This window comes from Tomitella cavernea, assembly GCF_016599145.1.
Taxonomy (GTDB): Bacteria; Actinomycetota; Actinomycetes; order Mycobacteriales; family Mycobacteriaceae; genus Tomitella; species Tomitella cavernae.
The window spans coordinates 1-13,712 of sequence record NZ_JAENKO010000019.1; the positions used below are offsets into that span (position 1 = coordinate 1).

The 13,712-nt window shown below is 70.5% G+C and carries 15 protein-coding genes; 5 read left to right on the forward strand and 10 right to left on the reverse strand.

The features are described from left to right. Positions 1 to 97 precede the first annotated feature (97 nt). Positions 98 to 277 carry a hypothetical protein gene (locus JJ683_RS08290; RefSeq protein ID WP_182346882.1) on the reverse strand — a complete coding sequence of 60 codons (180 nt, stop codon included), beginning with the start codon at positions 275 to 277 and terminating at the stop codon, positions 98 to 100. Positions 278 to 374: 97 nt separating this feature from the next. Next, positions 375 to 533, reverse strand: coding sequence for a hypothetical protein (locus JJ683_RS08295; protein ID WP_200173025.1), 159 nt, complete (start codon positions 531 to 533; stop codon positions 375 to 377). 614 nt (positions 534 to 1,147) lie between these two features. Between JJ683_RS08295 and JJ683_RS08300 the strand changes: the two genes are divergently transcribed. Further along, positions 1,148 to 2,449, forward strand: a complete 1,302-nt coding sequence (locus JJ683_RS08300) for a PucR family transcriptional regulator (protein ID WP_200173027.1) — start codon at positions 1,148 to 1,150, stop codon at positions 2,447 to 2,449. Here the strand turns inward: JJ683_RS08300 and JJ683_RS08305 are convergent. Beyond that, positions 2,436 to 3,845, reverse strand: a complete 1,410-nt coding sequence (locus JJ683_RS08305; RefSeq protein WP_207280069.1) for a glycine--tRNA ligase — start codon at positions 3,843 to 3,845, stop codon at positions 2,436 to 2,438. The two genes, JJ683_RS08300 and JJ683_RS08305, sit on opposite strands and share 14 nt — an antisense overlap. 150 nt (positions 3,846 to 3,995) lie before the next feature. Here JJ683_RS08305 and JJ683_RS08310 point away from each other — a divergent pair, with 150 nt between their 5' ends. Continuing rightward, the gene (locus JJ683_RS08310) at positions 3,996 to 4,400 is read left to right on the forward strand and encodes an ArsR/SmtB family transcription factor (RefSeq protein WP_182346878.1); all 405 of its coding nucleotides are present in this window, start codon (positions 3,996 to 3,998) and stop codon (positions 4,398 to 4,400) included. Beyond that, a complete protein-coding gene (locus JJ683_RS08315) occupies positions 4,397 to 4,810 on the forward strand; it encodes a Fur family transcriptional regulator (protein WP_182346877.1) in 414 nt (137 codons plus the stop codon). Before JJ683_RS08310 ends, JJ683_RS08315 begins: the two co-directional genes overlap by 4 nt. Positions 4,811 to 4,844: 34 nt before the next feature. Here the strand turns inward: JJ683_RS08315 and JJ683_RS08320 are convergent, their stop codons facing one another. From JJ683_RS08320 to recO, 5 genes are all read right to left on the reverse strand, one after another. Next, positions 4,845 to 6,479 carry an MFS transporter gene (locus JJ683_RS08320; RefSeq protein WP_200173029.1) on the reverse strand — a complete coding sequence of 545 codons (1,635 nt, stop codon included), beginning with the start codon at positions 6,477 to 6,479 and terminating at the stop codon, positions 4,845 to 4,847. Between the two features lie 37 nt (positions 6,480 to 6,516). After that, positions 6,517 to 6,981, reverse strand: coding sequence for a glutaminase (locus JJ683_RS08325; RefSeq protein ID WP_307810768.1), 465 nt, complete (start codon positions 6,979 to 6,981; stop codon positions 6,517 to 6,519). Positions 6,982 to 7,108: 127 nt separating this feature from the next. After that, positions 7,109 to 7,591, reverse strand: coding sequence for a hypothetical protein (locus tag JJ683_RS08330; RefSeq protein WP_200173032.1), 483 nt, complete (start codon positions 7,589 to 7,591; stop codon positions 7,109 to 7,111). Next, positions 7,588 to 8,424, reverse strand: a complete 837-nt coding sequence (locus tag JJ683_RS08335) for an isoprenyl transferase (protein WP_200173034.1) — start codon at positions 8,422 to 8,424, stop codon at positions 7,588 to 7,590. Before JJ683_RS08335 ends, JJ683_RS08330 begins: the two co-directional genes overlap by 4 nt. After that, complete coding sequence (gene recO, locus JJ683_RS08340) at positions 8,378 to 9,223, reverse strand: DNA repair protein RecO (RefSeq protein WP_200173036.1); 846 nt, start codon at positions 9,221 to 9,223, stop codon at positions 8,378 to 8,380. The genes JJ683_RS08335 and recO overlap by 47 nt, the downstream gene beginning before the upstream one ends. A 116-nt stretch (positions 9,224 to 9,339) precedes the next feature. Here recO and JJ683_RS08345 point away from each other — a divergent pair, with 116 nt between their 5' ends. Beyond that, positions 9,340 to 10,791, forward strand: coding sequence for an amidase (locus JJ683_RS08345; RefSeq protein ID WP_200173038.1), 1,452 nt, complete (start codon positions 9,340 to 9,342; stop codon positions 10,789 to 10,791). Then, complete coding sequence (locus JJ683_RS08350; RefSeq protein WP_372435271.1) at positions 10,758 to 11,369, forward strand: TetR/AcrR family transcriptional regulator; 612 nt, start codon at positions 10,758 to 10,760, stop codon at positions 11,367 to 11,369. Before JJ683_RS08345 ends, JJ683_RS08350 begins: the two co-directional genes overlap by 34 nt. Before the next feature lie 42 nt (positions 11,370 to 11,411). On the opposite strand, the gene era is transcribed toward JJ683_RS08350, so the two are convergent. Next, positions 11,412 to 12,356 carry a GTPase Era gene (era, locus tag JJ683_RS08355; RefSeq protein ID WP_200173040.1) on the reverse strand — a complete coding sequence of 315 codons (945 nt, stop codon included), beginning with the start codon at positions 12,354 to 12,356 and terminating at the stop codon, positions 11,412 to 11,414. After that, complete coding sequence (locus tag JJ683_RS08360) at positions 12,346 to 13,710, reverse strand: hemolysin family protein (RefSeq protein WP_200173042.1); 1,365 nt, start codon at positions 13,708 to 13,710, stop codon at positions 12,346 to 12,348. Before JJ683_RS08360 ends, era begins: the two co-directional genes overlap by 11 nt. Positions 13,711 to 13,712 lie beyond the last annotated feature (2 nt).

Genomic DNA, 13,712 nt, shown 5'->3' on the forward strand with positions numbered 1-13,712 from the left:
CGACGCACGGCGCCGCCCCCGCCGGCGACGAAGCCGGCGGGGGCGGCGGCCGGACGGCGCGGAAGCGGCCGGCCTGACACGCGGACGCGCCGCGCGGTCAGCTCAGCCCGGAAATCGAGTCGAACAACCCCGAGCTGCCCAAGCCGGAGCTGCCCAGCCCGAGATCGGTGCTGCCGAGCCCCGACTGCGCGAGCGCGGTACTGCTGCCGGCGCTGAAGAGTTGGAAGATCACGTTGATGGTGACCGGCGTGTCCCCCGAGACGACGTTGTTGGGCACGGTGTCCTGCTTTCTTGTGGTGTGACTGGTGGTGCAGCGGGGGCCGGGTGCGGTGCCGGGAGACCGGCGGCGGCCCGGGCCGGGAGGCCACGCGGCTCTAGACGAGGCCTGCCGGAGTGCCGCCGTCGACCGGGCCGGTATCCCCCGGAGTGGTCACGGCGTTGCCGTTGCCCACCGAGCTGCTTCCCATGTTGAACAGCTGAAGGATGACGTTCGAGACCGCGGCGATCGCGCCGCTGGTAGGGCCGTTGATCACGGATACTCCTGAACTGTGTGAGGCGGGCGCCGGGCCGGGCGGGCGGTCGTCGGAGAACTGCGAATCCGGCGACGACGCGCTGCCCCGGCCCGGCGCTTCCGCTCGGGAGCGGAGGTCAGCTGGCGAACAGGCCGCCGCCGTCCTGCGAACCCGTTCCGCTGCTGCCGGCGTTGAAGAGCTGGAGCAGGGTCTCGAGCATGACAGCGATGACACCGTTGTTCTGGCCGTTGTTCACGTTGTTGCCTTTCGTAGCGGAAATGTGTCGTGGTGCTTGGCACCGCGATCAGTTCTATCCGCCTGCCCGGTAGCAGCGTAAGCCCCACGGACGATCGTTCAGATATCTCTTAAAACACGATGTGACGGCTCACAGCGGGGCTTGCCCGGCCAGCACCGTGGTGCATATGCAAGGACGAGAACACGTTCTGGCCATCAGGACGAATGTCCTATACAATGGTCTCGATATTGTGATGTGAGTCACTTCTCGTAACGTTCGCGCAACCCGTGACGATGCATACCGTTCCGGGCCACCGGAAGGCCTTGCTGGTACCGGGCGCGTCGCAGTGCCGCCGGCGTCGCGGAGAAGTCTCACGGACTACCGACCACGGGGGGTCGAGATGACACGAACCGCGATGGACCGCGGCCGCACCATGATGCTCAACGGCAGGCCCGCCTCGCATGCGCTGGCGGACTCCACCGCACTGGCCGAGGAGGTTCTGCAGCACCACGCCACCACCAGCACCGACTACCGCCTCTACCGGATGGCGGACGTGCACGCGGACATCGTCCGCTCGCTGGCCGCCGGGTTCCGCCTGGCCGCGCGCCTGCTCGACGGCGGCCCGCTGCCCACGGAGGACGAACTCTCCGGGATTTTCACGCTGATCGCAGAGAAGGCGCTGGTGGGCGTCCCCCTCAGCGCCATGATGGCGCTGACCGATGAGACCGTCGGCAAGCTCCGCTCCACCGTCCTCGCCCCGGCGGACGCTCACGACAACGAAGACCTGCGCGAGATCAACGACCGCATCTTCGCCTTCGCCCAGCACATCCACACCACGATCCCTCTCTGCTACATCAATGCCGCACGCCGCACCGGCGGCCCCGACACTGCGTCGTCGCTTGCGGAGGCGCTGCTGGCGGGGCGGGCGCCGGCGGAGGACGTTCCCCGTGGCTACCTCGTAGCGCGGCTGGTGGTGGATCCGTGGTCGTCGGCGGACACCGCCACGCCCGCGATGACCGGGCCGCCGCGCACGCGCGTGAATGGTCCTGGGACAGTCCCGCCACATCTCGCGATCAAGGCCGGTCACGATCTCGACGAGGCCGGCCGCCAGCTCGCCGCGGCGTTCCCCGGGACGCTCATCGCGCCCGCCCCCCACCGAGGGCTGCTACTCGCACAGGCGCCCGTCGATGCGCTGCGCGATGTGCTGCGCGAGATCGGCACCGTCCTGGGAGCGGAGATCACCGCGGTGACCGACACGGTGGCGACGGCCAAGATCCCCCGTGCGGCGGAGGACACCCGGGAGCTCGCACGGATCGTCACCCGTCTGCGATACCCGGCCGGCGTCTACACGTTCGGCGACCTCGCGGTGGAGTACCAGCTCACCCGCCCGGGGCCGGGCCGCGACCGGCTCGCGGCCGCGCTCGATCCGCTCACCGCCAATGCGGGGCTGATAGAGACGCTGGGCGTGCACATCGGCAACAATCTGGACCGGAGGCGCACCGCCACCGCTCTGGGCCTGCACCCGAACACCGTCGACCATCGGCTCAAGCGCATCGCCAAGCTCACCGGGCACGACCCGACGCGACCGCACGGCCTGCGGCACCTGCATGCGGCCACCGTGATCGACAGGTTCCTGCAGGCGCCGATGCCTCGCGCCGCCCACCTGGAGCAGGCGGGCGGCACCCGCCTCAGCAGCCGATGAGACGCTGGGCCAGATAGCCCTCCACCTGGTCCAGCGCGATGCGCTCCTGCGCCATCGAATCACGCTCGCGGATGGTCACAGCCTGGTCTTCGAGCGTGTCGAAGTCGACTGTGATGCAGAACGGTGTGCCCACCTCGTCCTGGCGGCGGTAGCGGCGGCCGATGGCCCCCGCATCGTCGAAGTCGACGTTCCAGTTGCGGCGCAGCTGCCGCGCGAGGTCCTTCGCCTTGGGCGTGAGATCCGCGTTGCGGCTCAGCGGCAGCACCGCGGCCTTCACCGGCGCGAGCCTGCGGTCCAGTCGCAGCACCGTGCGCTTGTCCACCCCGCCCTTGGCGTTGGGCGCCTCGTCCTCCGTGTACGCGTCGACGAGGAAGGCCATCAGCGACCTGCCCAGCCCTGCCGCCGGCTCGATGACGTACGGCGTGTAGCGCTCGCCGGCCGCCTGGTCGTAGAAGCTCAGGTCCGCACCCGAGTGCTCGCTGTGCGTCGAGAGGTCGAAGTCCGTCCGGTTGGCGACGCCCTCGAGCTCGCCCCACTCACTGCCGGCGAACTCGAACCGGTACTCGATGTCGATGGTGCTCTTGGAATAGTGCGAGAGCTTCTCGGCCGGGTGCTCGTAGAGCCGGAGGTTGTCCTTGTTGATGCCGAGATCGGTGTACCAGGCGAACCGCTGGTCGATCCAGTACTTGTGCCAGGTCTCGTCCTCGCCGGGCTTGACGAAGAACTCCATCTCCATCTGCTCGAACTCGCGTGTGCGGAAGATGAAGTTGCCAGGCGTGATCTCGTTGCGGAAGCTCTTGCCGATCTGGCCGATCCCGAACGGCGGCTTCTTGCGCGCCGTGTTGAGCACGTTCGCGAAGTTGACGAAGATCCCCTGGGCGGTCTCCGGGCGCAGGTAGTGCAGCCCTTCCTCGCTCTCCACCGGCCCGAGGAAGGTCTTGAGCATCATGTTGAAGTCGCGCGGTTCCGTCCACTGCCCCTTTGTGCCGCAGTCCGGGCAGCCGAGCAGGTCCATGGCCACGGTGTCCGGGTCGTCGATCCCGTGCTTGGCGGCGTACGCCTCCTGCAGGTGGTCCTGCCGGTGCCGCTTGTGGCAGTTGAGGCACTCCACGAGCGGATCGTTGAACACCGCGAGGTGACCGGAGGCGACCCACACCGGGCGCGGCAGGATCACCGACGAGTCGATTCCGACCGTGTCGTCGCGGCCGGTGATCATGCTCCGCCACCACTGACGCTTGATGTTCTCCTTGAGCTCGACGCCCAGGGGGCCGTAGTCCCAGGCAGAGCGGGTTCCGCCGTAGATCTCGCCGCTCGGGAACACCAGGCCGCGACGCTTGGCCAGGTTGACGACGGTGTCGATACGGTTGGACTTGCCTGCCACTGACTTACCTGCCAATCGGGGTGAGCTTAGAGGTGCGGGGCCGCGGCGCGAGCGCGCTCGCGACACCCGCTCAGCCTATCGGGTGGCGCCGCAGCCTACGGATACCACCCGCCGCAGGACACCCTCGCATTGACATGCATGAGAATGCATATGAGAATGATTTGCATGACGACAGCGCAGTTGCACGACGACCGACCCCCTCGGCACGACCCGGGCCGCACCGACCACCGACGGTCGGCCGAGGCTCCGGATGCGGCGCTGCTCGATGCGGCCGGTGCCCTGCTCCGTGCGCTGTCCGCACCAGCCAGGATGGCCATCGTCCTGCGGCTGCGCGAGAACGATTGCTGCGTCCACGATCTTGTCGACGCGCTCGGGCTGCCGCAGCCACTCGTGAGCCAGCACCTGCGCGTACTGAAGTCGTCGGGCGTGGTCACGGGCGAACGCGCCGGCCGGGAAGTGCGCTACCACCTGATGGACGAGCACCTCGCGCACATCGTGACCGACGCGCTCGAGCACGCCGACGAGCTGCAATCGCAGCCGGTGGACGCCGAGGACGGGGGCGCATCGTGACCACCGCCGGCCGCCCCGCCGTCGGCGTGCGGGCCACTAAGCAGCGCAGCGCGATCACCGCGATGCTCGAGGAGATCACGGACTTCCGGTCCGCGCAGGATCTGCACGACGAGCTGCGGCGCCGCGGCGCGGCGATCTCGCTGACCACCGTGTACCGAACGATGCAGTCGCTGGTCGACTCCGGCGAGGTCGACGTGCTGCGCACCGACACCGGCGAATCCGTCTACCGCCGTTGCTCGTCCGGGCACCACCACCACCTGGTGTGCCGGCGCTGCGGCTACACCGTGGAGATCGACGGCCCCACTGTGGAGGCGTGGACACGCACGGTGGCCGCCGAACACGGATTCACCGAGCCGGGGCACACCCTGGAGGTGTTCGGTGTCTGCTCCGAGTGCGCTGGCGCCGGCTGACCCGCGCACCGGCGGGATCACAGCATCGGCCGGGTCACTCCCCTGCGCCCGCAGGATCAGGAATCTCGTGCGGCCGGTACCGCGGCAGGCGCGACGCCGGCAGGATCGCGGTGGCGCTGAGGATGGCGAGCACCAGCAGCCCGAACTTGAGCGTCCGCAGCCGCACGTCCTCGTTCACCTCCACAGCTCGGTCGATCTGCTGCGGCGAGGCGTCGGTGGTCGATGCCAGGTGCTCGCGCAGCTGGTCGTTGCGGACGAAGTCGACCTTGTCCAGGTCCACCTGCGCCACGAGTGAATCGGGAACACCCGTCTGATGCGCGACAGCGTTACCGATGCCGATCGACAGCAGCGACACCAGGATGGCGCCGATGACCGCCGTCCCCACCGCCGAGGCGAGGTTCTGCGTGGTGCCGCGGATGGAGCCGACGTCGCCCGCGAGCTCCTTGGGGGCGCTCGTGACGAGCACGTTGAACACGAGCGTCACCAGGGCGCCCTGGCCGATGCCGAACACGATCAGGCCGATGATCGTCGGCGCGGTCTCCCAGTTGTTGCTCACCACGTATGCCAGCCACACCAGCGCCGCGGTGGTGAGGACGAACGACGCCACGCCGATCACGCGCGGGCTGAACCGCTTGTAGAAGCGCACGACCAGCGTGGCGGTGATGAAGACGGTGAGGTTGAACGGCAGCATCGCCAGTGACGTGTCGAACGCGCTGCGCCCCTGCACGATCTGGATGTACAGCGGCACAGTGAAGTTGAGTGCGGCCTCAATGGCAACGACGATGAACATCGCGTAAACGGCGGCGCGCTCACCGGACGAGCCCAGCACCGACAGGTCCACCAGCGGGGTCTTTCCCGCCCGCACCCGCGCGCGCGTCCACAGGAAGAATCCTTGGCCGACGATGAGCCCGATGAGCACCAGCAGCGGGGCGGGCGACACGCCGACGACGTCGAACGGCGCGTCCGGCGACGCGAACCACACGCCCCACGCATTGAGGTTCTGGAATCCGACGGTGATGAGCACGATCGACGCGCCGATGAGCGCCGCGGCGACGAAGTCGATGTCGATTCCCGCATCGCCCTCATCGCCGCGCAGCGTGAAACTGAGCAGGAAGACGACGACGGCGATGCCCAGCACGATAGCGAACGACGGGCGCCAGCCGACGGTGCTGGCGAGCGCGCCGCCGATGAGGAATGCGCTCACGCCGGACAACGCGCGCGCGGACCCGAGCGAACCGACCGCCGTGGCCTGCTGGCTCCCGCGGTAGTTCTCCGCGATGAGCGCCACCAGCGCGGGCACGATGATCGCCGCCGAGGCCCCCGCGAGGCCCTGGCCCACGATCGCCCACCCGACGCTGGGCGCGACGAGCATGATCACCGACGACACGGCGAACAACACGATCACCGCGCGGAACACTCGCAGCCAGCCCAGACGCTGACCGGTCTTGGCGCCCACCATCACCAGTGCGGCCACCACGAGCCCGTAGACGACGATCGTGCCCGCCACCGTGGTCGGCGACGCGCCGAACGACTCGACCATCCCGCCCAAAGAGACCGGCAGCACGGCCACGTTGAACGACATGAGCATCTGCGCAAGGAACAGGCCGATCATCGGCGTCCACGGAGCACGTTCTGCAATGTCCTCCGGTACTGCGGTCGACGTGCTCATACTGTGCCGTCCTTCCCTCGGTCGTCCCCCCGCCGCATCATGCGCGGTGACGCGCGCCGAGCACTGCCGCGCGTAGACGTCCACGAACGTGACGGGGTCCACTGCGATGCGACCGTGACTCTCCAGCAGCTGCGCAATGGCGCGGGTGCCCATCGCCCAGTTCGACCGCGATCACCGAGCCGAACGGAAGCCCCGTGTTGTCGACGCCGACCTGCTCGCGCACAACCATGTGCCCGTGCGCCTCGCAGGCGAGCGCGAAGACGAACGGCGTGGAGATCGACTGGATCGTGAACGGGGCGCCGACGTCGCCGACCTCGTGGACTTCGCCGTCGGTCTCGGTGACGGCGACGGCGAACAGATCGGGATCGGCCGCGGCGAGCATCGGAATGCAGTCGGCCACGGCCCCGTCCGCGAGTGGAAGGTACCGCCGGTGCGCGGCTGCGACGAGACCGTCGATCCGCACCGGCTCCGGCAGGGTGCAGGTGGACACCGCCTGGGCCACGTCGCGTAACTCTCTATGCACCACGGCCTCTCACACGCTCGAACTACCGGACGGATTGTTGCACACCGCGGTACGCCCACGATGGGGATTCCACCGGGAGTCCCCCGTCGCCGGCGGAGCGCCCCGGCTATTCCTCCAGCGCCGCGAACACCGCACGCGCCTCCGCCACCCCGCCGAGCACCAGCAGAAGCATCGTCCGCAGCGGCTCGTCGTCTAGGCCGGAACCGGGGAACGCGTACTGCAAAACCACATCGGCGGTGGCCTTCCCGCCCTGGCGCACGGTGCGGATCGAGCCGAACTGCGCGCGTTCGCGCGCCGAGGCCAGCAACCCGCCGAGCCGATCGTCACCAGGGACGTCCCAGGCGACGACGCAGGTCACCGAGACCATCTCGAGCCCGTCGGCGATCTGCGCCACGTGCACTGCGCACGGAGCGCCACCGAAGTGGAAGCTCACCGAGCCGTCGCCGTTCGACCCCTTCGCCGGCGACTGCACCTCGTCGTCCGCGAGGGCCAACAGCCCGCGCGCAACCCGTCCGCGCAGCCGTGCGACCGCGTCCACGTGGGCACCCTCGTCGGCGCCGTCCTCGGGGTCGCCTGGCAGGCGGCTCACTTGACACCCCCGAACCGGCGGTCGCGCCGCGCGTATTCGAGGCAGGCAGACCACAGGTCGCGCCTGTCGAAATCGGGGAAGAGCGTGTCCTGGAAGACCAGCTCGGCGTAGGCGGACTGCCAGGGCAGGAAGTTGGACGTCCGCAGCTCGCCGGACGGCCGCAGGAACAGGTCCACGTCGGGCATGTCCGGCTCGTCCAGGTACCGCGCGAACGTCTTCTCTGTGATCTTCTCCGGGTCGATGCGCCCTGCCGCCGCCTCGCGTGCCAAGGCTTGGGCCGCGTCCGCGATCTCGGCACGCCCGCCGTAGTTGACGCACATGGTCAGGGTCATCACGGAGTTGCCCGCGGTGAGCTCCTCAGCGGCCTCGAGCTCGGTGATCACCGACTTCCACAACCGGGGTCTGCGCCCGGCCCAGCGCACGCGCACACCCATCTCGTTCATCTCGTCGCGGCGCCGGCGGATGACGTCGCGGTTGAAGCCCATCAGGAAGCGGACCTCCTCCGGGCTTCGCTTCCAGTTCTCCGTGGAGAAGGCATAGGCGGACAGGTGCGACACACCCATTTCGATGCACCCGCACACCGTGTCCATCAGGACCGCCTCGCCGCGCTCGTGCCCGGCTGTGCGCGGCAGGCCGCGCTCCCGCGCCCACCGCCCGTTGCCGTCCATCACCAAAGCGACGTGGCGGGGCACGAGCGCGGCGGGGATGTCGGGCGGCGTCGCGCCGGAGGGGTGCGGGTCCGGTGGCCGTGGCGCCGCGGCAGGGCCCGGACCCGCGGCGGCCGTCTCAGCGCCCGTCCGCCGCGTTCGTCGTCGCTGGATCACGCACCTCATCCTGCCCTGACACCGCGCCCGCGCGCACGTCCGCCCCGCCCCGCGCCGGGTGCGGCGCGCCCCGCTCGATCATCGGCAATGTCCGCAGCTGACGCTCCAGGTGCCATTGCAGATGGGCGGCGACCAGACCGCTGGCCTGGGAGCGGGCCTTCGCGGGGGCGCCCTCGGCGACGTCCCAGACGCCACGCTCGAGCGCCAGCATGAGTTCGAGCACCCCCTCCGCAGGGGTGGCCGAGCCGGGAGGGCGGCAGTGCACGCACACCGCACCGCCGGCCGCGACGTGGAAGGCCCGGTGCGGCCCGTCCTGCCCGCACCGGGCGCACCCGGTGAGCGCCGGCGCCCACCCTGCGACGGACATCGCGCGCAGCAGGTACGAGTCGAGGATCAGCCCGGCCGGCCGGCGGGCCGCAGCCAGCGCCCGCAGCGCGCCGACGGCGAGGAGGTACTGGTCGCGGACCGGGGCGTGCTCCTCCCCCGCCAGCCGCTCGGAGGTCTCCAGCACCGCCGAGGCCGTGGTGTAGAGGGCGTAGTCGGCCACGATGGGGTCGGTGAACGCGTCGAGGATCTGCACCTGTGTGACGGTGGCGAGCCCGCTTCCGGGGTTGCGCCCCGGATAGATCTGCACGTCGATGTGCCCGAACGGCTCGAGCCGCCCGCCGAAGCGCGACCGGGTGCGTCGCACCCCCTTGGCCACCGCGCGCACCAGGCCGTGGTCGCGCGTGAGCAGCGTGATGATGCGGTCCGCCTCGCCCAGCTTGTGCCGGCGCAGCACCACCGCTCGATCCCGGTACAGCCTCACCGATCGACCTCCACCGGACCATCCTAGGCCGCCCGGTGCGCACCGAGACGCCGACTACCGTTCGTTCGAACGAACAGTGCTAGCGTCGAGTGCAGACGACCATCGACGGAGGTGCTGTGACCGAACCCCGTGCAACAACCGCATCCTCGGCGGACGGCGTGTCCGCCCGGGCAGGGTCCCCGACGATCGGCGATCTGGGTGCCGCCCTCGCCGCCGGCACCGTCTCGTCGGTGGACCTGGTCACCCGCGCGCTCGACGCCGCCGAGCAAGCCCAGCCCACTCTCAACGCGTTCCGCTATCTCCGGCGCGAGCAGGCGCTGGCCGAAGCGGCGGACGCGGATGCCCGCCGCGCACGCGGCGAGGACGCCCCGCTGCTCGGCATCCCCGTCGCGATGAAGGACGACGTCGACATCGCCGGGCTGCCCACCGCGTTCGGCTGCGACGACTCCGGCCGGGCCCCCGCGGCCGCCGACGCGGAGATGGTCCGCAGACTCAAGGGCTCCGGCGCGATCATCGTCGGCAAGACCAACTCGCCGGAGCTCGGCCAGTGGCCGTTCACCACCGGCCGCTTCGGGGTCACCCGCAACCCGTGGAGCCCCGCGCACACACCGGGCGGGTCCTCCGGCGGCAGCTCCGCCGCCGTCGCCGCCGGCATCGTGCCCGCGGCGATGGGGTCGGACGGCGCCGGGTCGGTGCGCATCCCCGCCGCCTGCACCAACCTCGTGGGCATCAAACCGCAACGCGGCCGGATCCCCTCCCACCCCGAAGCCGAACAGTTCCACGGGCTCACCGTCATCGGGCCGCTGGCGCACACCGTCGCCGATGCCGCCCTGCTGCTGGACACGCTGTCCGGCGGCCACCCCGGCGACAGGCACCGCCCTTCGCCGGTGTCCACCTCCGAGTGGGTTGGCCGCGACCCGGGCCGCCTGCGCATCGGGCTGTCGTTCGACTCGCCCTTCACCGCCACCCCCGTCACCCTTGACCCGGACGTCGTGGCCGCGACCGAGCGGGTCGCCAACGCGCTCGTCCGGCTCGGGCACGACGTGGTGCTCGACGGGCCGCGCTACGGGCTCCTGCTGGGACTGAACTTCCTGCCCCGCTCGATGGCGGGCCTCGAGCAGTGGCGCCGCCGGTTCCCGGACCCCACCGTCCTCGATCCGAGGACGCTCGGCAACGCCAGGAACGGGCGCGTCCTCGGCGGCCTGCCGCTGGCCGCCGCGCGCAAAGCCGAGCCGCGCATCCGCCGGCGCATCGGGAAGGTCTTCGACAGGGTCGACGTGGTGCTGGCCCCCACCACCGCCACGCCGCCCCGCCCGGCGGACGCCATCGACGGCCTCGGCGGCTGGGACACCGACAAGGCCATCACCGCCTTCTGCCCGATGACCTGGCCCTGGAACGTCCTCGGCTGGCCGGCGGTGAACGTGCCCGCCGGATTCACCGGCGACGGACTGCCCTTGGGGACCCAGCTCATGGGCCACACCGGAAGCGAACCTCTGCTTGTGAGCGTCGCCGCCCAGCTGGAGGCGGAACTCCAGTGGCACCGCGCCGCCCCGGACCGCTGGTGGTGAGTGTCGCCGGCCCCGCCGGCGCATCCGCCCGGGACCGCATACTCGCCGCGGTACTCGCCGTCGTCGGCGCCGCCGGGATCCCGGCGGTCACCAACCGACGGATCGCGGAGGACGCCGGCGTGTCGCTCGGGTCGATCACGTACCACTTCACCACCCGGACCGACATGCTGCGCGCCGCCCTGCTGCAGTTCGTCGACGCGGAATCCCGCCGCCTGGCGGACTTGGCGCAAACCTCTCGCCGGCGTTTCCCCGACGGCGCGGCACCGGACCTCGCCACGGCGACGACGCTGGTCTCGGAGGTGGCCGAGGGCCTGGCTTTCACCGCCGAACAGGTCGCCTCCTTCGAGCTGTACGTGCAGGCCGGACGCGATCCCGCGCTGCGCGACGCCGCCGCCGCGTGCTTCGCCGCCTACGACGACCTGGCAGTGACGGTGCTGACCGCGCTGGGCCTCCCGAACCCGGACGCACTCGCCCCCGCCGTCGTCGGCATGATCACCGGTCTGCAGCTGCGGCGGCTCGCGACCGGCGAACCCGGGCGCCGCGTGGGCGAGGCGCTCATGATGCTGTTGACCACGTGAGTGGCCACGCGGTCAGCCGGCACGGCGTCGGAAGCCCCGGCGTCAGAACCCCAGCCGGCTGAGCTGCTTGGGATCACGCTGCCAGTCCTTGGCCACCTTCACGTGCAGGTCCAGGTAGATCTTGGTGCCCAGCAGGGCCTCGATCTGGGCCCGCGCGGCCGTGCCCACCTCGCGTAGCCGCGCACCGCCGCGCCCGATGACGATGCCCTTCTGGCTCTGCCGCTCCACATAGAGGATGGCGTGAACGTCGAGCAGCTCACCTTGCTCGGGCCGGCGGCCCTCCCGCGGGATGATCTCCTCGATCACCACCGCCAGCGAGTGCGGCAGCTCGTCGCGCACGCCCTCGAGCGCGGCCTCCCGGATGAGCTCGGCCATCAGCGTGGTCTCGGGCTCGTCGGTGAGCTCGCCGTCCGGATAGAACGCGGGCCCCGGCTCCATGGCGCCGACGAGCACGTCGCGCAGCACCTCCACCTGCTCGCCGGAGGACGCGGACACGGGGACCACGTCGGCGTCGCCGCCGAGCAACCCGGACAGCGCCACCAGCTGCGCAGCCACCTGGTCGCGTCCCACCTTGTCGATCTTCGTGACGATGCCGATGAGGCGCGTGCGCGGCGCGGACGCGCGGACCTGCTCGAGAATCCAGCGGTCGCCGGGGCCGATCTTCTCGTCGGCGGGCACGCACATGCCGATGACGTCCACCTCGGCGTAGGTCTCGTGCACCAGGTCGTTGAGCCGTTTGCCCAGCAGCGTCCGCGGCCGGTGCAATCCGGGGGTGTCCACCAGGACCAGCTGAGCGCCCGCGGTGTTGACGATCCCGCGGATGGTGTGCCGGGTGGTCTGCGGGCGGTTCGAGGTGATCGCCACCTTCGATCCCACCAGCGCGTTGGTCAGCGTCGATTTGCCTGTGTTCGGCCGTCCCACGAAGCACACGAACCCCGAGCGGAACTCCTCCGCGCCGTCGCCGTGCCGCCGAGCGTCATCGCCCATCGCCTGGACCCTCCGTCGTGTCTTCGGTGCGGCAGTCGCCGCCGTTCTCGTTGTCCCGGCCGACGTGTTCGGCGGGGTGGGCGTCCGGGTCCCGCGCGGCAAGCACGGTGGAGATCCGGATACGCCCGCGCGGATCCGCGCCGCCCTCCGCGGTGAGGACCAGCCCGCCGGTGCGCACCGTCGAACCGGGCAGCGGGACGCGGCCGAGCGCGTGCGCCAGCAGCCCGCCCGCAGTATCCACCTCCGGGTCGTCGAGGTCGATGTCGAACAGCTCGCCCAGGTCGTCCAACGGCAGCCGCGCCGACACCCGGAAACGCCCGTCGTCCAACTCCGTCACCGGCGGGGTCTCCGCCTGGTCGTATTCGTCCGCGATCTCGCCGACGATCTCCTCGAGCACGTCCTCGATGGTGACGAGCCCGGAGATCCCGCCGTACTCGTCCACCAGCAACGTCATGTGGTTGCGGGTTCGCTGCATGTCGTCCAGCAGTCCGTCAAGCCGCTTGGAGTCCGGGGCGAAGACGGCGGGGCGCATGAGCTCGCCCACCGTGATGCTGCGGCCGCCGTCCACGGAGTAATAGGTGCGCGTGACCAGATCCTTGAGGTAGACGACGCCCAGCACGTCGTCGGCGCTGTCGCCGATCACCGGAATCCGCGAGTGCCCGCTGCGCACCGCCAGCGAGGTCGCCTGGCCGGCCGACTTGAACTGCTCGATCCACACCATCTCCGTGCGCGGCACCATCACCTCACGCGCCGGCGTGTCGCCCAGGTCGAACACCGACTGGATCATGCGGCGCTCCTCGTCCGCCACCACGCCGCGCTCCTGAGCCATGTCCACCAGCTCGCGCAGCTCGATCTCGGTGGCGAACGGCCCCTGCCGGAACCCGCCGCCCGGGGTGATGGCGTTGCCGAGCACGATCAACAGCCGGCTGACGGGGTGCAGCAGCGTGCCCAGCCACTGCAGCGGCAAGGACGACGCCAGGGCGATGGCGTAGGCGTGCTGGCGGCCCAGAGTGCGCGGACCCACGCCGATCACGACGTAGCTGAGCACCACCATCACCGCGGCCGCCGTCACCAACGCCCACACCTGCGGCAATGCGTCGATCAGCACCGCCGCGAGCATGACCGTCGCCGCGAGCTCGCAGACGATACGCAGCAGCACCAGCAGGTTGATGTAGCGGGGGCGGACCGCCACGACCCGCCGCAGCCGCGCCGCGCCCGGGCGCTCCTCCTTGACCAGCTCGTCCAGGCGCGCCGGCGAGATGGACATGATCGCGGCATCGAGCGCAGTGAACACGCCGCCCAGCGGGATGAGCGCGATGACGCAGACGACGAGGACGATGCTGTCGACGTCCACCC

Bases quoted from the DNA above. Each gene is read 5' to 3' on its own strand.
- JJ683_RS08300 (WP_200173027.1), top strand. From the start codon at position 1,148: ATGACACGAACCGCGATGGACCGCGGCCGCACCATGATGCTCAACGGC.
- JJ683_RS08310 (WP_182346878.1), top strand. From the start codon at position 3,996: ATGACGACAGCGCAGTTGCACGACGACCGACCCCCTCGGCACGACCCG.
- JJ683_RS08320 (WP_200173029.1), bottom strand. From the start codon at position 6,479: ATGAGCACGTCGACCGCAGTACCGGAGGACATTGCAGAACGTGCTCCG.
- JJ683_RS08335 (WP_200173034.1), bottom strand. From the start codon at position 8,424: ATGAGGTGCGTGATCCAGCGACGACGAACGCGGCGGACGGGCGCTGAG.
- era (WP_200173040.1), bottom strand. From the start codon at position 12,356: ATGGGCGATGACGCTCGGCGGCACGGCGACGGCGCGGAGGAGTTCCGC.